The sequence below is a fragment of the Aquidulcibacter sp. genome (assembly GCF_049239865.1).
GTDB lineage: Bacteria > Pseudomonadota > Alphaproteobacteria > Caulobacterales > Aquidulcibacteraceae > Aquidulcibacter.
This window is the reverse complement of the sequence record NZ_JBMLTR010000191.1, coordinates 56,960-77,306: the sequence shown is the minus strand read 5'-3', so window position 1 is coordinate 77,306 and position 20,347 is coordinate 56,960. Positions and strand designations below refer to the sequence as shown.

The 20,347-nt window shown below is 57.3% G+C and carries 23 protein-coding genes; 13 read left to right on the top strand and 10 right to left on the bottom strand.

Annotated elements, in window-relative coordinates:
* Positions 1 to 50: 50 nt before the first annotated feature.
* From ACOVRA_RS13765 to ACOVRA_RS13755, 3 genes are read right to left on the bottom strand one after another with little or no spacing between them, the layout of a single operon-like run.
* On the bottom strand, positions 51 to 1,028 hold the full coding sequence (locus ACOVRA_RS13765; RefSeq protein ID WP_421720796.1) for an alpha/beta fold hydrolase: 978 nt from the start codon (positions 1,026 to 1,028) through the stop codon (positions 51 to 53).
* 22 nt (positions 1,029 to 1,050) lie between these two features.
* On the bottom strand, positions 1,051 to 1,461 hold the full coding sequence (locus ACOVRA_RS13760) for a DUF1499 domain-containing protein (protein WP_421720795.1): 411 nt from the start codon (positions 1,459 to 1,461) through the stop codon (positions 1,051 to 1,053).
* Positions 1,462 to 1,506: 45 nt separating this feature from the next.
* Positions 1,507 to 2,583 carry a DUF2855 family protein gene (locus tag ACOVRA_RS13755; RefSeq protein ID WP_421720794.1) on the bottom strand — a complete coding sequence of 359 codons (1,077 nt, stop codon included), beginning with the start codon at positions 2,581 to 2,583 and terminating at the stop codon, positions 1,507 to 1,509.
* Positions 2,584 to 2,687: 104 nt separating this feature from the next.
* Here ACOVRA_RS13755 and metX point away from each other — a divergent pair, with 104 nt between their 5' ends.
* Genes metX through ccmB form a run of 4 tightly spaced genes read left to right on the top strand, consistent with a single transcriptional unit; the run spans position 2,688 to position 5,762 of the window.
* Positions 2,688 to 3,803: a homoserine O-acetyltransferase MetX gene (gene metX, locus ACOVRA_RS13750; protein ID WP_421720793.1), complete on the top strand. Its 1,116-nt coding sequence runs from the start codon at positions 2,688 to 2,690 to the stop codon at positions 3,801 to 3,803.
* Positions 3,803 to 4,435, top strand: a complete 633-nt coding sequence (gene metW, locus ACOVRA_RS13745; protein WP_421720792.1) for a methionine biosynthesis protein MetW — start codon at positions 3,803 to 3,805, stop codon at positions 4,433 to 4,435. Before metX ends, metW begins: the two co-directional genes overlap by 1 nt.
* Positions 4,432 to 5,088 carry a heme ABC exporter ATP-binding protein CcmA gene (gene ccmA, locus ACOVRA_RS13740; protein WP_421720791.1) on the top strand — a complete coding sequence of 219 codons (657 nt, stop codon included), beginning with the start codon at positions 4,432 to 4,434 and terminating at the stop codon, positions 5,086 to 5,088. Before metW ends, ccmA begins: the two co-directional genes overlap by 4 nt.
* Complete coding sequence (ccmB, locus tag ACOVRA_RS13735) at positions 5,085 to 5,762, top strand: heme exporter protein CcmB (RefSeq protein ID WP_421720790.1); 678 nt, start codon at positions 5,085 to 5,087, stop codon at positions 5,760 to 5,762. The genes ccmA and ccmB overlap by 4 nt, the downstream gene beginning before the upstream one ends.
* Before the next feature lie 143 nt (positions 5,763 to 5,905).
* Here ccmB and ACOVRA_RS13730 read toward each other — a convergent pair whose 3' ends face one another.
* On the bottom strand, positions 5,906 to 6,532 hold the full coding sequence (locus ACOVRA_RS13730; RefSeq protein WP_421720789.1) for a TlpA family protein disulfide reductase: 627 nt from the start codon (positions 6,530 to 6,532) through the stop codon (positions 5,906 to 5,908).
* On the opposite strand from ACOVRA_RS13730, the gene argH reads away from it, so the two are divergent.
* From argH to ACOVRA_RS13700, 6 genes are all read left to right on the top strand, one after another.
* Positions 6,531 to 7,961: an argininosuccinate lyase gene (argH, locus tag ACOVRA_RS13725; RefSeq protein ID WP_421720788.1), complete on the top strand. Its 1,431-nt coding sequence runs from the start codon at positions 6,531 to 6,533 to the stop codon at positions 7,959 to 7,961. The two genes, ACOVRA_RS13730 and argH, sit on opposite strands and share 2 nt — an antisense overlap.
* Positions 7,962 to 8,036: 75 nt before the next feature.
* Entirely contained in the window at positions 8,037 to 8,252 is a 216-nt protein-coding gene (gene lptM, locus ACOVRA_RS13720) for an LPS translocon maturation chaperone LptM (RefSeq protein ID WP_290806577.1), read from the top strand.
* Between the two features lie 7 nt (positions 8,253 to 8,259).
* Complete coding sequence (lysA, locus tag ACOVRA_RS13715; protein WP_421720787.1) at positions 8,260 to 9,534, top strand: diaminopimelate decarboxylase; 1,275 nt, start codon at positions 8,260 to 8,262, stop codon at positions 9,532 to 9,534.
* Positions 9,531 to 10,205, top strand: a complete 675-nt coding sequence (locus ACOVRA_RS13710; protein WP_421720786.1) for an inner membrane-spanning protein YciB — start codon at positions 9,531 to 9,533, stop codon at positions 10,203 to 10,205. Before lysA ends, ACOVRA_RS13710 begins: the two co-directional genes overlap by 4 nt.
* 77 nt (positions 10,206 to 10,282) lie before the next feature.
* Positions 10,283 to 12,424: a prolyl oligopeptidase family serine peptidase gene (locus tag ACOVRA_RS13705; protein WP_421720785.1), complete on the top strand. Its 2,142-nt coding sequence runs from the start codon at positions 10,283 to 10,285 to the stop codon at positions 12,422 to 12,424.
* 76 nt (positions 12,425 to 12,500) lie between these two features.
* Positions 12,501 to 12,950, top strand: coding sequence for a hypothetical protein (locus ACOVRA_RS13700; protein WP_290805579.1), 450 nt, complete (start codon positions 12,501 to 12,503; stop codon positions 12,948 to 12,950).
* On the opposite strand, the gene ACOVRA_RS13695 is transcribed toward ACOVRA_RS13700, so the two are convergent.
* Positions 12,947 to 13,522 carry a TetR/AcrR family transcriptional regulator gene (locus ACOVRA_RS13695; RefSeq protein WP_421720784.1) on the bottom strand — a complete coding sequence of 192 codons (576 nt, stop codon included), beginning with the start codon at positions 13,520 to 13,522 and terminating at the stop codon, positions 12,947 to 12,949. The genes ACOVRA_RS13700 and ACOVRA_RS13695 overlap by 4 nt on opposite strands.
* A 58-nt stretch (positions 13,523 to 13,580) precedes the next feature.
* Here ACOVRA_RS13695 and ACOVRA_RS13690 point away from each other — a divergent pair, with 58 nt between their 5' ends.
* Entirely contained in the window at positions 13,581 to 14,615 is a 1,035-nt protein-coding gene (locus tag ACOVRA_RS13690) for an SDR family oxidoreductase (protein ID WP_421720783.1), read from the top strand.
* Between the two features lie 289 nt (positions 14,616 to 14,904).
* Here the strand turns inward: ACOVRA_RS13690 and ACOVRA_RS13685 are convergent, their stop codons facing one another.
* Positions 14,905 to 15,165 (bottom strand): hypothetical protein, encoded by a 261-nt coding sequence (locus tag ACOVRA_RS13685; RefSeq protein ID WP_421720782.1) that lies wholly within the window; start codon positions 15,163 to 15,165, stop codon positions 14,905 to 14,907.
* A 5-nt stretch (positions 15,166 to 15,170) separates the two neighbouring features.
* Between ACOVRA_RS13685 and ACOVRA_RS13680 the strand changes: the two genes are divergently transcribed.
* Positions 15,171 to 17,015, top strand: a complete 1,845-nt coding sequence (locus ACOVRA_RS13680; protein ID WP_421720781.1) for a hypothetical protein — start codon at positions 15,171 to 15,173, stop codon at positions 17,013 to 17,015.
* Positions 17,012 to 18,388 carry a surface lipoprotein assembly modifier gene (locus tag ACOVRA_RS13675; RefSeq protein WP_421720780.1) on the top strand — a complete coding sequence of 459 codons (1,377 nt, stop codon included), beginning with the start codon at positions 17,012 to 17,014 and terminating at the stop codon, positions 18,386 to 18,388. Before ACOVRA_RS13680 ends, ACOVRA_RS13675 begins: the two co-directional genes overlap by 4 nt.
* Before the next feature lie 13 nt (positions 18,389 to 18,401).
* Here the strand turns inward: ACOVRA_RS13675 and ACOVRA_RS13670 are convergent, their stop codons facing one another.
* From ACOVRA_RS13670 to ACOVRA_RS13655, 4 genes are read right to left on the bottom strand one after another with little or no spacing between them, the layout of a single operon-like run.
* Complete coding sequence (locus ACOVRA_RS13670; protein WP_421720779.1) at positions 18,402 to 18,866, bottom strand: SRPBCC domain-containing protein; 465 nt, start codon at positions 18,864 to 18,866, stop codon at positions 18,402 to 18,404.
* Positions 18,867 to 19,097 (bottom strand): DUF4287 domain-containing protein, encoded by a 231-nt coding sequence (locus ACOVRA_RS13665; protein WP_421720778.1) that lies wholly within the window; start codon positions 19,095 to 19,097, stop codon positions 18,867 to 18,869.
* A 30-nt stretch (positions 19,098 to 19,127) separates the two neighbouring features.
* Positions 19,128 to 19,793 carry a hypothetical protein gene (locus tag ACOVRA_RS13660; protein ID WP_421720777.1) on the bottom strand — a complete coding sequence of 222 codons (666 nt, stop codon included), beginning with the start codon at positions 19,791 to 19,793 and terminating at the stop codon, positions 19,128 to 19,130.
* Positions 19,794 to 19,828: 35 nt separating this feature from the next.
* Positions 19,829 to 20,275 (bottom strand): hypothetical protein, encoded by a 447-nt coding sequence (locus ACOVRA_RS13655; RefSeq protein ID WP_421720776.1) that lies wholly within the window; start codon positions 20,273 to 20,275, stop codon positions 19,829 to 19,831.
* Positions 20,276 to 20,347: the final 72 nt, after the last annotated feature.

Sequence of the window (20,347 nt, the reverse complement as noted above, 5' to 3'; positions counted from 1 at the left end):
CGCCTTACCAGTAACAGCAAGTTTCCCATTCGTTACTGCGAGAAACACACCTAAGGCCGATCAGCTGATTTGGTCATGTCTGCAACTGCATCACGCTTCACCCGCGCAATCGCCTCCAACACAGCCTGACCATAGATAGGGCCAAGGATGGTCGTATGATTGGCGGCATCAATATTGACCGACGTCCCCCGCTTTGACAGTCGCGCCGCGCGGGCTTGGGCTTCCTTCCATGCGTCGCGACCAGGCGAGACAGGTCCGGCAGAGACAGTGGCGACAGGAATGGCTTCCAAATAGGGATCAGCCGCTATGGCCGCTTGGGCACCATCAATCGTGGCAGAAATTTCTGCGGCTGAGGCCCGCATGTGCGAGGGCGCACCAAACATGCGCCGCTTTTCCTTCAACGGGACCCCGCTGAGGCCAATGCGATTGGCGTAGAAGGGTGCCAAGGGCTTTACAAGGCCAAACTGGGCAAATCCAGCACCCACTTGGGCGAGCCTTTGATAGCGCTTGATCCAGACCTGCGCCTCTGGAATGGAAATCGCACTGGGATCAGCTGCATCAATCAAGACAAGACCAACCACATCTTGCGGATTTTGGCTGATGTAAGCGCGCGTCAACAGCCCTGCCATCGAATGGCCGACCAGAATATAGGGCCCCTTCTCACCAGCAGCGGTCAAAAGCGCTTTAAGTTCACCAGCCATGGTACCGGGGTCACGCGGCGCTTTAGATGGCTCAGACCAGCCCATGCCCGCGCGGTCATAGGAACAAGTCCGCCCCGTCTTGGCCACTTCGGGCTGAAGATAGCCCCAGTCCGCAGCGGCCGAATAAGCGCCGGATTCAAAGATGATCGTCGGCTCACCAGGACGGGCTTCGCCCTCGCAGACCAGACGTTGCTTGCGGCCGTCGACTTCAATGAACACGCCGCGCGGTGGGTTTTTCCAGCCCCCTGCTGCCATGGCTAACCCCGTTCCCGTCCACGCCAAAATGCTCGCCAGTACGACGAGCCCAATCCAACGCAAACCTGTCAAAAGTAACTTCTTCACCGGCGATTTAACCCGCGGCTGGCAGTTTATGGGCCAAGAGCGACAGCCAAAGGCGGACGCGCTTTTCATTCACGCCCATGTCGCGAATGCCGTATTTGGACCGTGAAAACACACAAATGGAGGCTTTACCCTCGCCCAAATCGACCGGCATAGCGGTGATCCAGTCGGGAAAGCCAACAAGGGCCGTGCGCTGCACCGCTTCAATCTGGCCTTCTTCTTCACGAATGTCGGACACACGCGATTGGCTGCGGGCGATCTCTAACCAAGCCTCGCGCACTTCCGCGACGCTGGCCTTAAACACACCGGAAAGCAAATCGGGCGCTTCAGATGCCTGAAAACCGCCCGGCAAAGCCAAGCATTGATTGGGCTTCGAGATTTTCTTGAAGCGGGCAAAGTCGAGCGGGAAATCTTTGATCATACGGGCTTCCTTGGAGGGCCAAATTTAAAAGGCAGGGTGGGTCAGCTAAAGGACAATGACAAGGCCTTCTTTGGCGGAAACCTCATTATCCAGCAGCCGTTTCCACGCTGATTGCGCAGCTTCAAAGCCTTCTGCCTCTACCACGTCCAGCCAAGCCCGGGATTCATGGGCAAACCGGTCAAACGCTGCATCGACGGCACGGTTAAACTCCGCCCCACCCCAAGCGGCGCTTAAGCGCGCCATATGGGCGGGTGCAAAGAAGAATTGTGGCTTAGGACCGGGCAGTGCAGCTGGTGCTGCGGTGCGCTCTGCATCCCAATGCGCCCCACCAACAATGATGGACTGTTTCAGAAGGTCAGCCAGACGATTGTGAACGCCCGCCGTCACAGCCGGATCGCCTGCAAAGTCGACGTAGACCGATGCTTCGAGCGGCAAATCAGCCAATTGGTCATAGGTCACGACAAGGTCGTAATAGCCCGTGGCTTCGACAAACGCCTTAGATCGGGCAGAGGTAAGGCCGATGAGTTTGACGCCACCACGGCGCTTCAAACAGGCATTCATCGACAAGGCTGTCTTACTCGAAGCGCTTGACGAGATTACATAGGCGCTGTCCCAATGACGCTCATCCGCGATCCAGTCATCCAGCAAAAAGCCTGTCATAAACAAGGGCTTCAATAGCGCCACGCGGCCTTCAGTTTCGCTGTCGTGAGGTTGAACGACGCTGTAATGATTGTAGGCGGCAGCCATTTCTTGGCGATGCGCGGCCCCATCGCGGAAGCCTGCTGCATTGGCCTTAACCGGCTCAACTTTCAGCGTGTTCGCCATCGGGAGATAGCCATAGACGCGCGTGCCGACCGCGACCCCTTCGGCCTTGGAGGCAACCACTTCGGCAAAGCCCCAGACGGGCACGCGGCCGAGACTTGCGCTGCTGGCTGGGAAGAAGTTCCAATATTTCATGCCATCGCCAAACATCGCGTAGGTCACATTGTTGGCGGTTAGCGAAAAGCGTGAAATTGCCAACAGCGCCTCGCCGTCAGCCAAATCCTCTTGGCCTTGAGCCGTTAGCTGCATTTCGCGGAACGACGAACGCCCCATTTCCAGCACGAATTGATTGACGCTCATGGCCATATCTCCCTAAAATTCTTGTTCGCCTACCTTGCACCGACTGGATCAAAAGTGCGAGGCCCCTCGACCATTTCTTAAAGTCCGTCTATCGGCTTGTCATCATGACTTCCGCTTTGCAAATTCTTCGTTTGGACATCGGCCTGCCTTTAGACAGTGGCGCGATCTTTTCGCCGCTGGAAATTGGCTATGAGACGTGGGGCGAATTGAACGCGGCTAAGTCCAATGCCGTCTTGATTTGCCACGCTTTAACAGGCGACCAGTTTGTAGCCGGGCCAAACCCAGTAACAGGCCAACCCGCTTGGTGGGCGAATTTGGTAGGACCGGGCCAGATCATCGACACCAACCGCTATTTTGTCATCTGCTCTAACGTTCTGGGCGGCTGTATGGGTACATCAGGTCCTGCTTCCCTTGGGCCAGACGGCCAACCTTATGGCCTGTCCTTCCCGGTGATCACCATTGCCGACATGGTGCGGGCGCAAGCCGCCCTCATCGACCATTTGGGGATTGAGCGCCTGTTTGCGGTGATTGGCGGCTCCATGGGCGGCATGCAGGTGCTGGAATGGATTGCAAGCCGGCCCGACCGGGTTGGTGCAGCCATGCCGATTGCTTCTGCGGCGCGTCACTCCGCTCAAAATATCGCGTTCCACGAAGTGGGTCGCCAAGCCGTGATGGCAGACCCCGACTGGCAAGGCGGGGCCTATCAGATCAAAGGCACCAAGCCCGTCAAAGGTCTGTCGGTTGCTCGCATGGCCGCCCACATCACCTATTTGTCGGACGCCGCTTTGCACCGCAAATTTGGTCGCAGGCTGCAGGACCGCAATGAAGTCGCTTTTGGCTTTGACGCCGATTTCCAGATTGAGAGCTATTTGCGCTATCAAGGCAGCCGCTTTGTCGACCGCTTTGACGCCAATTCCTACCTCTACATCACCCGCGCGATGGATTATTTCGATCTGGCAGCGGGCTTTAATGGCCGGTTGAGCGACGCTTTCACCGCCTTTAAGGGCCGGGCATGCGTTGTGTCTTTCTCGTCGGATTGGCACTATCCCCCAGCCGATAGCCGCCACATTACCCGCGCGATGATTGGTGCAGGTGTTGAGGTTTCGGCCTTTGAAGTCGAAACCGACAAGGGCCATGATGCCTTCCTGCTGGACGAGCCCCAATTCCACGAGGCAATGGCAGGCTTTTTGGCCGCCAGCGCCGCAGATCAGGGTTTGTGATGTCGAACGCCGCCTCAACCCGTGCCGATCACGAGATCATCATCAATGCGGTGCCGCAGGGTGCGCGCGTGCTGGATGTTGGCTGTGGCGATGGCGTATTGCTTAAGCGCCTTAAGCAAGAACGTAATGCCATCGTGCGCGGGATGGAATTGAGCCAAGCAGGCGTGAATGCCTGTGTGGCCAAAGGGCTTTCGGTTGTGCAAGGCGATGCCGACCTAGACCTTGCGCTTTATCCCGATGATTCCTTTGACATTGTCGTGCTGTCGCGCACCATTCAGGCAACGCGCAAGCCAGAAATGGTATTGAAGCAGATGCACCGCATTGGGGCTAAAGCGGTCGTGTCACTGCCCAATTTTGGTTTCTGGCAAGTCAGGCTGTCGCTGCTCCTCAACGGCCGGATGCCGGTGACGCAGGGCCTGCCCGATTCCTGGCACGAGACGGAAAACCTGCATCTGTGCACCTTGTTGGATTTTGACGATCTGGCCAAGCAATCGGGCTTTGATCTGGAATCGGTCACGCGGATTGCTGCCGGAAAGGCCAGCGCGCCATCTCGCGCCACGTCGAACGTGTTGAATTGGTTATCTGAAGAAGCGGTATTTGTTCTAAAGCGCGCCTGGATGCCCACGCGGTGACGGCCGAGCGCCACCAACAGCACGATGTGCGCCTGCAGATCGCAGGCCTTGCCCTGCAGCGCGGCTTTCGTCGTTTGGTGACAGACTTTGATTTGACCTGCGCGCCGGGCGACATCATCGCCCTGCAAGGCCCAAACGGCAGTGGCAAAACAACGCTTTTGCGCGCCCTAGCTGGCTTTCACACCCCTACTTCAGGCCGCATCACGCTGTCGCGGGCGCAGGGCGACGAGATTGAAGAGCAAGGCGAGGTCCTGTCCTTTTTGGGCCATCAAGACCCGATCAAGGCGGGCGAAAAGCTGATCGATCAATTGCGCTTTTGGGCTGATTTATGCGGAGCTAGCCGAGATCGTGTGACCGAAACCTTGGCGCGCGTTGGCCTTACCAAACAAGCAGACCTACAAGGTGGGGTCCTTTCGGCAGGCCAGCGCAAGCGCGCCGCGCTCGCCCGCCTCCTTCTGGAAGATCGCGCCATTTGGCTGTTGGACGAGCCAGCCTCGCCTCTGGACCAAGAAGGCCGCGCCTTGCTTGGAACCCTACTTGACCAGCACGCGCGGCGCGGTGGCATTATTTTGGCCGCTGTGCACGACCCCCTGCCCGGCGTCGTCGCCCGTGTCCTCAATCTCGGCACGCGCGAGAGCGAGGTGGCCGCATGAGCCTGCTCCGTGCCTGTCTGGCAATCCTAAAACGCGAAGTCCGGCTTGGTTGGGGCGCTGGGGGCGGTGCGCTGTTGTCGGCCAGCTTCTTCGCGGGCTCTGTCATGGTGGCCCCCTTCGCTTTGGGTCCTGCGCCCGACACCTTGGGCAAGATTGGTCCTGGCTATTTGTGGCTGGCCCTGACTTTGGCCAGTCTCGTTAGCCTCGAGCGACTATTTCAAGCCGATCTGGAAGACGGCACACTCGACCAAATGCTCCTCAGCCCCGTACCCCATAGCTTGCAGGTTTTGAGCAAGATTGTGGGTCAATGGTTGGCGACGGCCGTGCCCTTATTGGCTGTAAGTCCGATTGCCGCCCTTCTGGTCCGCGTTGAGCCCGCGGTCATCTTGCCACTATGCGCTCAATTGGCAGTGGGCAGTCTAGGCCTGTTTCTTATCGGAGCGATTGGCGCCGCTTTGGGGGCCAGCGTGCGGCGCGGTGGCCTCTTGGTCGCGCTCGTTGTCCTGCCACTCTATGCGCCCAGCGTGATCTTTGGTGCCAGTGCGGCAGCCGCCCTTGCCACAGGCGGCGATTTCTTCAGCCAGCCGTTTTTGTTTTTATGCGCTTTGGTACTCGCGGCACTGGCCTTTGCACCAGTCGCGGCGGCGGCGGCGGTGCGTTTGCACGTAGATTGATGGTGGATAAAGCACCCCTTCACCGCCTTCGGCGGAGCTTCCCCGCAAGCGGGGAAGCGTCAACCGGAAACAGTTGGACACGCCGCTTCCCCATTCATGGGGAAGCTGGCCGCGAAGCGGACTGAAGGGGCCGGCTATACCCCCTACTGCTCCATCGCAGCCTGAATAAGCGCCCGTGCCTCTGGGCTGTTCCAATCGGCTTCACCTGCCAGACGGGCTAACTCTTTGCCTTGCCGGTCATAGAGGATGGAAGTCGGGAAACCGCGTGCTTTGAGCGGGTAGACAATGGCCATTTTGGGATCGTGGTAAAAGGTTAGGCTGCCTTTGCTAAGGTCCGCCAATTCCTTCTTCGCCGCTTCGGCTTCATTGGCCTTATCGACGCTGATGGCGACGACTTTGAAGTCCTTATCGCCTAGGCCTTGCTGCAGGGCAGCCAGCGTTGGCATTTCGGTGACGCAAGGCGCGCACCAGGTCGCCCAGAGATTGACCAAAACGACCTTGCCGTGAAACGCGCTGAGCTGGGTTGGCGCACCGTCTGGACCTGCAAAGCTATTCGGCGGTTGGGGTATTGGTTCTTTGGCGATCTCAAGACCCTTTAACGGGCCTGCTGCAAAAGACGCAAAATCCTTTCCACCTTGAGAGATTGGCACTCCCCGATAAACTCCGTAAAGGATAATCCCGATCAACAAAGCCCCAAGCAGCGCCCATTGCGCCCGTTTGGTCTTTCCCATCGTCACAGGTCCATCGCGCTCAGGTTGCTCTTCACTCATGTCGTCCTCAGATTCCTCTACCCCGCCCGCTTCCGCCAAAGGCCAACAAATGTGGGGCGGTCGCTTTGCAGCCAGTCCCGATGAAACCATGAAGGCGATCAATGCCTCCATCGATGTTGATCAACGTATGTGGCGCGAGGACATCGCCGGGTCAAAGGCCCATGCTGCAATGTTGACCGCCACGGGCATCCTTACGCAGGAAGATGGCCAAGCGATACAGGCTGGCTTGGACGAAATTGGGGCCGAAATTGAAGCGGGCACTTTCCCTTTCTCCACCGATCTGGAAGACATCCACCTCAATATTGAAGCGCGCTTGACCGAGCGGATTGGCGATGCGGGCAAGCGCTTGCACACGGGCAGGTCGCGCAATGACCAAGTGGCGACCGACTTTCGCCTGTGGGTGCGCCGCGCTCTGGGTGAAGCGGATGAGGCGCTTTTGGGCTTGATGCGCATTCTCGTCATCCAAGCCGAAGCCCATGCCGACTGGATTATGCCGGGCTTTACCCATTTACAGACCGCCCAGCCCGTCACCCTTGGCCATCATTTGTTGGCCTATGTCGAGATGTTCCAGCGCGACCGGGCGCGGCTGCAATCTGCCCTCACCCATGGCAATGAATCGCCTCTGGGCTCTGCCGCTTTGGCGGGTACGCCCTATCCGATTAATCGCGATCAGACGGCTGAGGCGCTTGGCTTTGACCGGCCGATGGCCAACTCGCTAGACGGCGTGGCCAGCCGGGATTTTGCGATGGAAGCGCTCAATGCGCTCTCCATCAGTGCGGTGCATTTATCCCGCTTGGCCGAAGAAATTGTGCTGTGGACCTCGTCGCATTTCCGCTTTGCACGCTTGTCAGACTCTTGGTCGACCGGGTCGTCGATCATGCCGCAGAAGCGCAATCCCGATGCGGCGGAACTTGTCCGCGCAAAGGCTGCGCGGATTGCCTCGAACGCGCAATGCTTGATGATGATCGTCAAAGCCCTGCCTTTGACTTATGCCAAGGACCTGCAGGACGATAAGGCCATGACCTTTGAATCCTTTGATGCTTTCATGTTGAGCGTCGGGTCGATGGCGGGCATGATGCAGAGCGTGACCTTTAACCGCGACGCGATGCGCCAAGCCGCCACTTTCGGCTATTCCACCGCGACCGACTTGGCCGATTGGCTGGTGCGCGTCCTCAATATGCCCTTCCGCGAAGCCCATCATGTGACTGGGGCTGTCGTGAAAGCAGCAGAGGCTGCAGGCATTGCTGAGCTGTGTGATGTGCCCTTGGCGACCTTCCAAAGCATCGAGCCGCGCATTGATGCCTCCGCGATTGCGCTCTTGTCGGTCGAGGCGTCAGTTGCTGCGCGGGATTCTTACGGTGGGACAGCGCCTAAGCGGGTTATGGAGCAGGTCAAGCGCTTGCGCCAAGCGCTTCAGTTAGATGCGTGATCGGCCTTTGATTGCTGTGCCGTTTCGCTCTATAGCTGTGTCTCTTCCCCAATTTTGATTGCAAAGATAACGCTCATGAAACTTCGCTTTGCCCTAGCTTGTGCCGCGCTCAGCCTGCTCAGCGCCTGTGGAATCAAGGGACCTCTAGAAACGGCACCTCCCATGTGGGGGCCAGACCGCGCCGCCTATGAAGCCGAGCAAGCGAAAAAGGCGGAAGAAGCGAAAGCAAAGAAGGCTGCCGAAGAGGCTGAAAAAGCGGGCAATTCGTCTCCATCCACTTCGCCGCAATAGGCCCATCATGCGCTTTTTTGATTATCGCGATGGCGCGCTCTACGCCGAGGACGTGCCGCTGGCTGAGATTGCCGATGCGGTTGGCACCCCAGTCTATATTTATTCCCGCGCGACCTTAGAGCACCATTATCGCGTGTTTAAAGCCGCCATGGGCGATCTGCCGGTCCATATTTGCTATGCCGTCAAAGCCAATACCAATCGCGCGGTGATCGCCACCTTGGCAGCCTTGGGCGCGGGCGCAGATACGGTGTCTGAAGGCGAAATCCGCCGCGCGCTGAATGCTGGTGTGCCGCCCGTCGGGATTGTGTTTGCGGGCGTGGGCAAGACCGACCAAGAATTGGCCTATGCGATCTCGGTCGGCGTGCGGCAGATCAATATTGAAAGCGCGAGCGAACTCGACCGGATTGCCACTTTGGCCCAGAACATGGGAAAGGTTCAGCAAGTCTGTATCCGCGTGAATCCCGATGTCGGTGCAGGCGGGCACGCCAAAATCACCACCGGCAAAGCGGATAATAAGTTTGGCGTCAGCTTTGATCTGGCTGAAGAACTTTATGCCCATGCCGATGGCTTAGCCGGGGTCGAGCCTGTTGGGCTGTCCGTCCATATCGGCAGCCAGATCATTGATTTTGCCCCGATGGAAAAGGCCTATCAAAAGCTGGCCGATTGTGTCGGGCGGTTGCGCGCCCGGGGTCTGACAGTTACGCGCCTGGATCTGGGCGGCGGGCTGGCGGCGACCTATGACGAGACGGTCAAAGGACCTGACCTTGCCGCCTATGGCGCGATGGTTCAGCGTGTCGTTGGCCATTTGGATGTCGAGCTGGAGTTTGAGCCCGGCCGAATGATCGCCGCGAACGCCGGTGTGCTTTTGTCGCGCGCCATCGTCACGAAAGATAATGGCGGCAAGTCCTTCTTGGTCGTCGATGCTGCGATGAATGATCTGATCCGCCCGGCCCTCTATGAAGCCTATCACCAGATGTTGCCGGTCAAAAAGGCCGATGACCACGACAATCTAGCCCCGCTCGATGTGGTGGGCCCCGTCTGCGAGACCGGTGACACCTTTGCCGAACAGCGCCCGATGCCAGCGATTGCCGCGGGCGAATTGCTCGCTTTCATGAGTACCGGTGCTTATGGTTTTGCCATGGCCTCGACCTATAATTCGCGGCCTTTAGCGGCAGAAGTCATGGTCAGTGGTGACCAATGGCAAGTGGTGCGGCCACGCCAGACTTATGAAGAGATGTTCGCGATGGAAACGCTGCCCGTTTGGCTAGGAAACAAGACATGAGCACGCAAGAACCTACGCCCACACCCGCCCCTGCCGCAAAAGGCGGCGCAAGCTGGGTCCGTCTGGTCAGTGACTTAGGCCCCGCTGTCGTCTTCTTCTTGTCCTATCAGCATGCCGAGAAAAACGGCGTACCCGAATTTGCACGCGCGATCAGTGGCGATCAGGCGGTGTTGTTCGCGACCGTCTTATTCATTCCAGCCGCCATTGCAGGCTTTGCCTTTTCCTATTGGAAAGAACGCACTGTCAGCCCGATGGGCTTGTTCACCTTTGCCATGATCGGAATTTTTTCAGGATTGGCGCTGTGGCTCAAGAATGACATCTTCATCAAGATGCGGCCGACCTTGGTCTATAGCTTGATTGGCCTGATCCTGTTGGGGTCGGTCTTGTTTAAGCGCAATGTGCTGAAAGCCTTGTTTTCAGGCGCACTGCACATGCCAGAGCCGGTTTGGCACGGCCTCGCCCAGCGCGCTGGCCTGATGTACATCGCCCTTGCGATCATCAATGAAGCGGTGTGGCGTACCCAGCCTTTGGCCACTTGGGTGACCTATAATACCTGGGGCGATATGGCGATTAACATGATCTTCTGGATCGTGAACTTTGCGCTTTTAGCAAAATATTTCACCGATGCCGACGGCAACCCCCTGCTCGACGAGACCAAAGACAAAACCTGAATACCTTGTAATATCTTACGGTCTTGACCTCAGGCAGAAATGGTTATTTGTGATGCCCACAAGATAGAGGGGATCATATGAACCGCCGTAACCTTTTGGCCGCCATTTCGACCACAGCTTTGGGATTTTTGACGTTGAACACATCCGCCCTCGCCCAAACCGCCGCTGATGCGGTGAGCAATGATCCTTTTTTGTGGCTGGAGGAAGTGGAAGGCGATAAGGCGCTAACGTGGGTACGTGGACAGAACGCGCGCTCGCTGCCCAAGCTGACGCAAGACCCCCGCTATGCGAAGCTTGAGGAAGATGCACTCAACATCATTCGTGCCAAGGACCGCTTGACCTTTGGCTCCTACTCCGGCGGCTATGTCAGCAATTTCTGGCAGGACACCAATCATGTGCGTGGCATTTGGCGTCGGGCAGACTTTACCGCTTGGCGCTTAGGCAGCCCAGCGTGGGAAACCGTGCTGGACATTGATAAGCTGGCCAAGGATGAGGGCAAGAATTGGGTCTATCAGGGCAGCAATCCCCTCGACCCACATGATATTTGGAATACCCGCTTGCTGCTGGACCTCTCCAATGGCGGTAAGGATGCCGATACCAAGCGCGAATGGGATGTGAAGACCCGCTCGTTCGTCGAAGGCGGCTTTGAGCTTCCAGAGGCAAAATCTGGGGCCGTTTGGGTCGATAAGGACACCTTGTTGGTCTCCACCGACTGGGGCCCAGGCTCGATGACTGAAAGCGGTTATGCCTTTATCGTCAAGCGCTTGAAGCGTGGCCAGAAGCTAGAAGATGCGGTCGAAATCTATCGCGGCACCGAAAAGGACGTGGCAGTCGCTGCCTTCCGGGTCGATGATGGCACGCGCTATCATCACTTCATCAATCGCGCGCCCACCTTCTTCACCACCGAGACCTATTATTTGGAAACGGACGGCAAAGTCGCCAAATTGGATTTGCCCAGCAAGCACAGCCTGCAAGGCCTGCGCGCGGGTCAAGTTTATCTGACGCTGCAAGAAGACTGGACGCCACGTGGGGCCAAGAAGGCGATTGCCGCAGGCTCACTCGTCAGCGCACCCTTGGCCGCGCTGAAAGCCAAGACCGGGGCTATTGCAACCACCACCATCTATGCACCCGGCCCCCGGGAGGCCTTGCAAGATGTTTCTCTGGCCAAGACGGGCCTTTACCTGACCCTTTCGACCAATGTGAAAAGTGCGGTTCGCTATTATACCCAGAATGCGAAGGGCGCTTGGTCGTTCAAGCCGGTTGCTTTGCCAGCCAATGGCGTGGCTTCAGTTGTGGACGCTGGCATCCGCCAAGAAGAAGCCTTCTTCTCCTACAATGACTTCATCACCCCACCGTCGATCCTGTTTGCCGCCAAGCCAAGCGACAAACCAGTCACGGTTCAGGCCCAAGCGGCTCGCTTTGATGCCTCCAACCTTGAAGTCAATCAGTATGAGGCGACCTCCAAGGACGGCACCAAAATCCCTTATTTCGTGATTGCGAAAAAAGGCCTGGTATTGGACGGCACCAATCCAACCTTGCTCTACGGCTATGGTGGCTTTGAAGTCTCACTTCTGCCCAGCTATTCGGCCATGAATGGCAAGCTGTGGAACGAGCGAGGCGGCGTTTATGTGCTGGCCAACATTCGTGGCGGTGGGGAGTTTGGCCCCGCGTGGCATACCGCAGGCCTGAAGGGCAAGCGGCAAGTAATCTATGATGATTTCATTGGTGTCGCTGAAGATCTGATCGCGCGCAAAATCACCAGCCCGCGCCGACTGGGCATTCAAGGTGGCTCGAATGGTGGTCTTCTCATGGGCGTGATGATGACCCAGCGGCCGGAATTGTTCCAAGCCGTTGTCTGCCAAGTTCCGCTTCTAGATATGCTGCGCTATCACAAGCTTCTGGCCGGTGCCTCCTGGGTAGACGAATATGGCGATCCAGATGTGCCAGCCGAGCGGCCTTGGTTGGAAAAATTCAGCCCCTATCAGAACTTGAAGAAGACTAGCCCCTTCCCAGAGGCCTTCTTCTTGACCTCAACCAAGGACGACCGGGTCCATCCCGGCCATGCGCGCAAATATGCAGCCAAGATGGAAAGCTTGGGTATGCCCTTCCTTTATTATGAGAATATTGATGGGGGGCATTCGGCGGCCGCGAACTTGGTGGAAAGCGCCAAGCAGCGGGCACTGGTTGCCACCTATCTGATGCAAAAATTGGTCGATTAGGTCAGAAAGCTTGGCCCCAGTGGCCAAGCGACCTATTTGACTTACGAGAGGGACGCAACAGAGCAGGAGACAGGCGATGAAGCCTATTCATATCATGCTGGCGTGCGGGCTTTTGGCCTTCACCGCAGCTTGCGAGACGATTCCCTTTGAAGAGCGGGCGAAAGCCTATGAAGACCAGATGGTGCAACGCTTTGTCGGCAAATCTGCTGACGAATTGGTGCTGGCCTTTGGTCCGCCGCAATCATCTTACAAGCTGACCGATGGCCGCGATGTGCTGCAATATGAGCAAAAGCGCACGAGCACTCAGGGCGGGGAAAGCTATACGAGCTTTCGTGAAGTGACCCGCTTTCGGACCGAGACAGACGCGGCCGGCAATGTGCGGACGGTGCAATATACTGAATCCGTGCCGGTGATGAACTCATCGCCCGTCTATACGGTCAATCAGAATTGCATCCGGCGATTTGTGGTGGCGAGCGATAAAAAGGTTGAAAGCTTCCGTTGGGAAGGCAATGCCTGCTTCCGTTAAGCACGGGTTGCCAGCGGCATCCCCGCGCCAATCAGGCTAGCAAATTGGGTAATCAGCGCGGCCAAATCTTCATAGCTGGTCGCCTGAACCTTCAACCCATGCAACGCCGCCGTAATGGCGCGCGCCTGAAGGGCTTGGACGCTGGGGGCCACCAGATTGGTCAAGCGCGCCTCGACCAAGGCCTGCATCCGACTGTCAATGGCAGAGACAACATCGCCAACCAAGGCAGAATTGGTGGCCATCAGCTCTGCGCCATGTGGGGAGGTGTGGATCGCCTGCCAACTTAAGCCATGCAAGGCGAGCCCAGCGGCAGCCAGCCCTTGTGAAAACGGCATATCTGCAGGCCAAGCGGCCTCCGCCGCATCGCAGCTTGCCCGCCCGAGCGCCACGGCCAAGGCCGCAAAAATGGCCGCTTTATTCTCATAGGATTGGTAGAGGGCCGGCCGCGAAATGCCCGCGTCGCCCGCCACATCCTCCATCGAGGCGCGCTTAAACCCATAGCGCGAGAAGACCGCTAAGGCTGCGTGCAGAATCTTGTCGCGGCGAGGATCGCCATCCAAACGTATTGACATTTGGTGATAATATTGTCAGATCGTCATAATGTCAATTTGTACATTGAAGGAATAGAAGATGGCGAGCAAGGGTTTGGTGCTGGTTACAGGCGGATCGGGCTATATTGGCGGCTATGTCATCGCGCAGTTATTGGACGCGGGCTATCACGTGCGCACCACCATCCGCAATCTTGGCCGTGAGCCAGAGGTTCGCGAAGCCCTCAAGAAGATTACGCCCAACCTCGACAATCTCACCTTTTTCGCCGCAGACCTGACGCGCGATGATGGCTGGGCAGAAGCCGTTGAGGGCGTTGATTATGTGCAGCATGTTGCCTCGCCCTTCCCGGCCGTGATGCCCAAGGACGAAAATGAGTTGATTGGCCCAGCCCGTGAAGGGGCTTTGCGCGCGCTGCGCTTTGCCCGTGATGCCGGGGTGAAGCGGGTTGTCATGACCTCGTCCATGGCCGCTATCTCCTATGGGCATGGCGGCTCGCAGACGCGGGCCTATAATGAGGCGGATTGGACCAATGAAGCCAGCCCGGATACCGGTGCCTATATTCGATCCAAAACCATTGCCGAGCGCGCGGCTTGGGACTTCATCAAGGCCGAAGGTGGCACGCTGGAACTCTCCACGATTTGCCCCAGTGCGGTGCTTGGACCTATCCTAGGGCCGGACTTCTCCACCTCGATCCTCTTGGTACAAAAGCTGTTGAATGGCGACTTCCCGGGCAGCCCACGTTTGGGCTTCTCGCTGGTGGATGTCCGCGATGTCGCTGATTTGCATATTCGTGCGATGACCCATGAAAAAGCTGCAGGAGAGCGCTTCTTGGCCGCGTGCGACTTCTATTGGGTTGAAGATGTGGCGCGCGTGCTGCGCGAAGATTTGGGCACCCAAGCCCGGAAAGCCCCAACCGGTCGCCTGCCCAGCTGGCTGGTGCGCATCATCGCCAATTTCGACCCCGTCATTAGAGGGGTGGCGTTTGAGCTCGACAAAGTGCGGATGGCCGACAATACCAAGGCCAAAACCCTACTCGGCTGGACCCCACGCGACGTCCGCACCTCCATCACCGACACCGCCCGCAGCCTAATCCGGGAAGGCATTGTGCGGGTCTAAAGGCTTTGCGCTGACGCATGCCCGCACTCCTGTGAGCCCTCCTAAACTGGCTTTTAAAAGAGGCTGTCCAAGCTGGGCAGCCTCTTTCCACACCACTGTGCTGCCTTCCGCCCACCCCAGTGATCACGCTTTCGTGATTTGCGCGCGGCGGCATCTTGTCGGCGCATGCGCAACAATGATAACCGAAGGATAGTTTTGTTGTTTAGTGCCGATGGTTCGGATTTTGTTTCACTTATTGAGTGACGGGGATAGGGGATGAAGCGTTCACGCTTGGCTTGTGGGATTGCTCTTATTTCAATGGCGGCAGCGCTGAGTGCTTGTGCTTCAGGCGGCGGTGGCGGCGCAGGTGGCAGTGTCTCACCACCTCCTCCGCCCGTTTCACCTCCTCCACCCCCGCCTCCGCCGCCGCCGCCACCTCCTCCTGCGCCACCGCCTCCGCCGCCGCCACCTCCTCCTGCGCCACCGCCGCCGCCACCGCCGCCAACAACGTTGAGTTTCTGGGACGCAAATTGTGGACGCACACCGACAGCGGTACTTTGCGGTGCTGCATCTTCTTTGCTCGGACCCATTGCCTATTTGCAAACGGACAATCGCCGCGCGGGCAATGACTCGGCTGGCGTGTTCAAGCCAGATGGCACGCGCGCCCGGATCGACGTAACGCCTGGGGCTTCTGGATCTACCGGAAGCGGCGAGACATTGAGGACCGTATTTTCGTCGGGCAACCCCGGCTGGAATATCGCGCGCAATTTATCCGATGAGACGCTAACGCTTCCGTCAGGGATCAGGGCCCGCAGGTACTTCAATAATGATACTGCTGGGACACCAATCAACACGTTCTATCTGCTCGACTTATCCACCAATCTGACGGGGGTCGATAAACAGCCCTTCTCGTGGGCATCTGGGGTATATGAACAGGTCACAAATGGCACCACAGTTCAAACCATCTGGGGCATTTACGGCAAGGAAACGGGAACCTGGTCGAGTGCGAATACGGGAACAGCCGTATTCGGTGGCCAAACCATGGGCGAATATGTGGAGCCCGGCATTCGCCAATTCATCGTGAAAAGTGACTTTTCGTTATCCTTGGACTTGAGCGGCGGTTTGATTTCAGGCAACGCGCGCAATTTCAAAGGTCACACTGGAACCATTACCTCGTCCAATCCGCTCGTTGACCTTCCAGAGCTTGGCTTCAATTTCGCGGGTACAACGGTCGCCTTTGGCCGCATGACCGGAACGACGACAGGCACGGGAACAGGCAAGCTCAATGGATTGAGTGGCATTTTTGAAGGCAGCTTCTACGGCCCGCCGGCAGGCATCCCAGCAAATGCGGGTATCTCATTCCGAATTGGGGATTTATTTGGTGGGACGCCAGCCTACCTAGTCGGCATTGGCCTTGGTGCCAGAGACATCATTCTGCCTAAGCCACCGCCACCACCACCGCCGCCTCCGCCACCCCCTCCCCCGTTGCCGCCCGTCTCGCCGGGCCCACCGCCAGGGCCACCGCCGCCGCCTTCAACATCCTGTGCCGGCAGGCCCGATGCTCTTGATTGCATCACGGCCCGCACTGGGTTTTTTGGACCATCGGCAATCATTCGCGTGCGCAATGCGGCACCCGGTGCCGCAACACCCGTCGTAAGTGCGACCGTTCGTCCCGTCGACCCAGGTGTCAATGTCGTCATCGACCCTGGCGCAACTTCGGCAACGAGCGACGATACCTACACCGTGAACTTTCAGGCCGGTGGGGTAAACTTCAGCCAGACCTATACCGGCTTGACGCAAGCCTCCGATGTGTTGACGAACTATCGCAGGGCCACAGCAACCGGATCAGATGGCCTTGAAAGCGCATTTTACATTTTTGACTTTGATCAAGCCCTTACGGGTGCCCTCAATTATGTGACCTTGGCGGCTTATGAACGCCAGATTGGTACCGATGGGGCTGAGCTTGCCTTCTTGCCAATCGGACGTCGCTCCACCAGCGTGCCGTCGACGGGTACAGCTTTGTTCCGTGGTGCCACGCGTGGCCTGTTTGTGAGTGGTGCAGGTGAGCTGTTTGGCACAACCAGTGAAGTGAGCTTAACCGCAAACTTTGGCGCGGGGACTGTTAGTGGTCAGGCAAACCGATTTAGGTTCCAAAATAGCAGTGGTGCCTTGGTAACCCGCCCAGAGGTTCTGGACTTCATTTTCAACGGCAGCTTAAATGGAACGACAGCGAGCTTTGGCGCAAATGCAGTTGGTTCGCCTATATCGACCAATGGCCTTGGCATTACCGGACGGGTGGAAGGCCAATTCTTTGGTTCCACCACAGGCGGACCGACTGAAGTGGGCCTTACTTACGCTTTGGGCAACCCAAGCACAGGTCCCTATATGCTTGGCGGCGGGGTGATGGGTAAGCTTCCTTGACCCTTCCCCGCAAATTTCGCGGTGACTTAGCTTTCGCGATCGGTGCCTGCTTTTGGTTTTGTTGGTCGGCCTTACCGGCTCAAACGCAGGCACAAGCCCTACCGGAGCCAGAACCATCAACGAACCAGGCCGCCACTGAGACGGTGAGCGGCGATACAGCTGTGCTGGTCGCGCTCGAAGTCATGTTGCAAGCTGGCGATTTCGAAGGCGCTTTGGCGCTGGTGCGGGCAACACCAGCCTTGGCCAATCGCCCCGACGGCCTTCGCTTGCAAGCCCAAATCTTGATCACTCTCGGTCGCACTGATGAAGCCTTGGCTGTCCTCGAAGGGGTGCTCGCAAAAGTGCCCAAAGATGGCCTGGCCCGATTTCAGATCGGGGAAGCCCATTTCCAAGCTAAAAGGCCACGGGCAGCCGAGACAGCGTATCGCTTAGCGCTGGCAAGCGATTTAGACCCAGCGCGCTCCGGCCTTGCCCGCCAACGTTTGGCGGCACTGGCGGCACGAACAGGTTGGCAGGGGACGCTTACGGCCTTAATCGCCCCCGATTCCAATCTGAATTCCGCCACGACAACCCGTAACATTGAAATTTTTGGCCTGCCCTTTGAACTGAATGAAGACGCGCGCGCGAAAGGCGGTGTGACATCGGCTTTACAAGGCACGCTTGGCCGAGCCATCCCGCTTAATCGTACATTTTATCTCTCTGGGCAGTTTACGGGCCTGATCAGTGATGCACCCGGGCGAGTCTTCGATGAAGCCTATAGCCAAATCCGCATAGGGCCTGAGTTCCGCTTGCCGCAAGAGGGCCGACTGGCCGCGCAATTTACCCATTCACGTCGATGGTTTGGCGGATCTTTGTTTGAAGTCTCCAATGGAACCCGTCTAGAGGCCAGCCTGCCACTGGGGCCGAAAACCCGATTTGAAATGACTGCGCGGGCTGAAACGGCAGATAATCAGATCAATGCCTTCCGGTCTGGAGATGTTTTTGTCCTCGACCTCGGACGGACCTATTTTCAATCGGCCTCAAAACTAAACCGGTTGGGTCTAACACTCGTTCGCAAGGACGCCGAAAGTGAGACAGAGGCCTTTGACAATGCGACCCTTTCTGTGGGTTATCTTTTCCCCGCGCCTTGGACCAGCAGTGTCTATCTTGAGGGCTATGTCAGTGGCCGATGGTTTGATGCGGCCAGCTTTGCATTTGGCGTACGCCGCGAAGATTCCGAAATGGGCGTTAGCGCACGTTTCACGAAGCGAGACCTAAATTTTAAAGGTTGGTCGCCGTTTATGACGGTCTCCCTCTCAGAAGCCCGATCGACCTTGCCGATCGCAGAATTTAGCCGCCAACGCGTCGAGTTTGGCTTGACCCAAACCTATTAGGGCTAAATCTCCCCTAAAGGCTTTGCGCCAAGGCATCTAATTGGTCGGCGGCGGCGTTCCAGCCGCCTTCGAAACCCATGGCTTCGTGTTGCTTGGCGGTTTCTTCGCTCCAATGGCGCGCGCCCCATTCCATCAAAGTGCCACCATCTGGGGCATCTTCGAGAACGACATAACCCGTCATGAAGGGCGCGTTGGCACCAGGCAGCCAGTCGCCGACATAGGCGTCGGTGAAGGTCTGCTTATGGCCTTCCACCACTTCAAGATATTGGCCGCGAATGGGGTTTTCTTCGCCAGCCGGACCATTCATGACGATGTAACTCCCCCCGCCCGGGCGGACATCGATCTCGGCGACCGATACTGTCCAAGGCTTCGGGCAATACCATTGCTTCAGGAGCGCGCCTTCAGACCAACAGCGCCACACTTTGGCGCGCGAAGCCTTTAAATGGCGGGTGATTTTGAGGGTGCGCACGTCGGCCATTCATGCATCTCCTTCTTTTTTGACGCCCTTGAGCAGTGCAAAAATCGCCATGGAATGACCATGTCCCAATTCATGAAGTTCTTTAAACCACGCCACAAGCGCGCCTGCTTTGGTAGACGGTTTGAGTATTCCGCCTTCGGTCCAGCCTTGTTCGTCAGCTAAGCGCCGAAGGTCAGCTGGCGTCAGGCCCGTCTTTTTGTGGATGGTATCGAGATAGGCTTGAAAGGACACGCGGCTCTGATCCTATGGGCAAGGTAGCGATTAGGTCGGCTTTACGGTTCCCAAAAATCCAATAAGGATCAGCAAAGCATAGGTCAGCCAAACCCACAAGCGGGCACGGTCCATCGCTTGTCGCAACGGGATTTCCGTCTCATCGCTGGAGCCTTTTTCAATCACGGCTAGCAAGAGCGGGCCAACGGGCCTGCCTGCGACATCGATCATGATCGCGGCCCCAAAAATGGCGGCAAAGACCAATGCCTTTTGGCTGAGCCAGCTTTCAATGAGGGGGCCCCAGCCCAATAGCGAGGTGATGCCAATCCCGGCATAAAAGGCCGTGATGGCGAGCTTCAACCAGAATTCAATCTGCTTGAGCTGCGGCACGATGGGCTTTCCCGTCATCAGATTAATGGCCCATGTCAGGCCCATCCAAACTGCCCCGACCAGCCAAGCCAGCCACAGGCCCCAATCGGGTATATCCCAATAGCCAGCCACATCCACAAGGGTGATCGACAAGGGCACCATGATGACCCAAGCCGTGCGCGGCCCCATGTCGACCACGCCCAATAGCCTCAAGAGTTCAAGCCGTGTTGCCAACGGCTTTGCCCGGTTACGGAAAGCCGAACCCAAGATCGCAACGCCAAGATCGCCGCCTAGCCAGAAGACAAAAGCCAAAACATGGACATAAACAAGTACGTCATAGAGGCCCATAAAGTCTCCCCAGGCGCGTGAGCAAAGAGAAAGACTTACTTCACACGCCGCTCTTTGATGCAAGTGCGCTTCACCAGCTTGTCTTCTTCAAACCAATGCCAAGTACGACCCCGATCATTGCCGTCATCAGACAATTGGATCATCTCATAAAGATAGGTGCCGGGGCTGTCCTTGCGGGTCCAAGTGAGCACAACCGTCTTATCGTCAATTTCCCAAGCCCGGCCAAAGATGCGGTCGGTATCCCACCAAATCTGTTTGTCCTTATAGGTCGCGGGAAAATGGATCTCCTCGCGGCGGCCATCGGGCCACGTATAGGTATTGATCTGATAATAGGGATAAGTCGCGTCATCTTGGAATTTGCATTGCAGATGCGAGGCGTGGCGATCCAGCTCAACATTATTGGCGTCGACATGGATATATTCCCCGACCCATTCGCCTTCATGACGGGCCAAAAGCGGCATGCCGGTTCGAATATTATCCATAATGCAGAATCCCTTTTGAAGCAGACCAAAGACGTCTAAGCTGCGACAGTAAATGATATATCCTATACCTCT

Coding starts and splice junctions, on each gene's coding strand:
- ACOVRA_RS13700 (WP_290805579.1), top strand. CDS start 12,501: ATGAAGCCTATTCATATCATGCTGGCGTGCGGGCTTTTGGCCTTCACC.
- ACOVRA_RS13655 (WP_421720776.1), bottom strand. CDS start 20,275: ATGGATAATATTCGAACCGGCATGCCGCTTTTGGCCCGTCATGAAGGC.
- ccmB (WP_421720790.1), top strand. CDS start 5,085: ATGAGCCTGCTCCGTGCCTGTCTGGCAATCCTAAAACGCGAAGTCCGG.
- ACOVRA_RS13730 (WP_421720789.1), bottom strand. CDS start 6,532: ATGAGTGAAGAGCAACCTGAGCGCGATGGACCTGTGACGATGGGAAAG.
- ACOVRA_RS13690 (WP_421720783.1), top strand. CDS start 13,581: ATGGCGAGCAAGGGTTTGGTGCTGGTTACAGGCGGATCGGGCTATATT.
- ACOVRA_RS13760 (WP_421720795.1), bottom strand. CDS start 1,461: ATGATCAAAGATTTCCCGCTCGACTTTGCCCGCTTCAAGAAAATCTCG.
- metW (WP_421720792.1), top strand. CDS start 3,803: ATGTCGAACGCCGCCTCAACCCGTGCCGATCACGAGATCATCATCAAT.
- ACOVRA_RS13710 (WP_421720786.1), top strand. CDS start 9,531: ATGAGCACGCAAGAACCTACGCCCACACCCGCCCCTGCCGCAAAAGGC.
- argH (WP_421720788.1), top strand. CDS start 6,531: ATGTCGTCCTCAGATTCCTCTACCCCGCCCGCTTCCGCCAAAGGCCAA.
- ACOVRA_RS13685 (WP_421720782.1), bottom strand. CDS start 15,165: ATGCAGCACCGCAAAGTACCGCTGTCGGTGTGCGTCCACAATTTGCGT.
- ACOVRA_RS13755 (WP_421720794.1), bottom strand. CDS start 2,583: ATGAGCGTCAATCAATTCGTGCTGGAAATGGGGCGTTCGTCGTTCCGC.
- ACOVRA_RS13705 (WP_421720785.1), top strand. CDS start 10,283: ATGAACCGCCGTAACCTTTTGGCCGCCATTTCGACCACAGCTTTGGGA.
- metX (WP_421720793.1), top strand. CDS start 2,688: ATGACTTCCGCTTTGCAAATTCTTCGTTTGGACATCGGCCTGCCTTTA.
- ACOVRA_RS13660 (WP_421720777.1), bottom strand. CDS start 19,793: ATGGGCCTCTATGACGTACTTGTTTATGTCCATGTTTTGGCTTTTGTC.
- lysA (WP_421720787.1), top strand. CDS start 8,260: ATGCGCTTTTTTGATTATCGCGATGGCGCGCTCTACGCCGAGGACGTG.
- lptM (WP_290806577.1), top strand. CDS start 8,037: ATGAAACTTCGCTTTGCCCTAGCTTGTGCCGCGCTCAGCCTGCTCAGC.
- ACOVRA_RS13670 (WP_421720779.1), bottom strand. CDS start 18,866: ATGGCCGACGTGCGCACCCTCAAAATCACCCGCCATTTAAAGGCTTCG.
- ACOVRA_RS13695 (WP_421720784.1), bottom strand. CDS start 13,522: ATGTCAATACGTTTGGATGGCGATCCTCGCCGCGACAAGATTCTGCAC.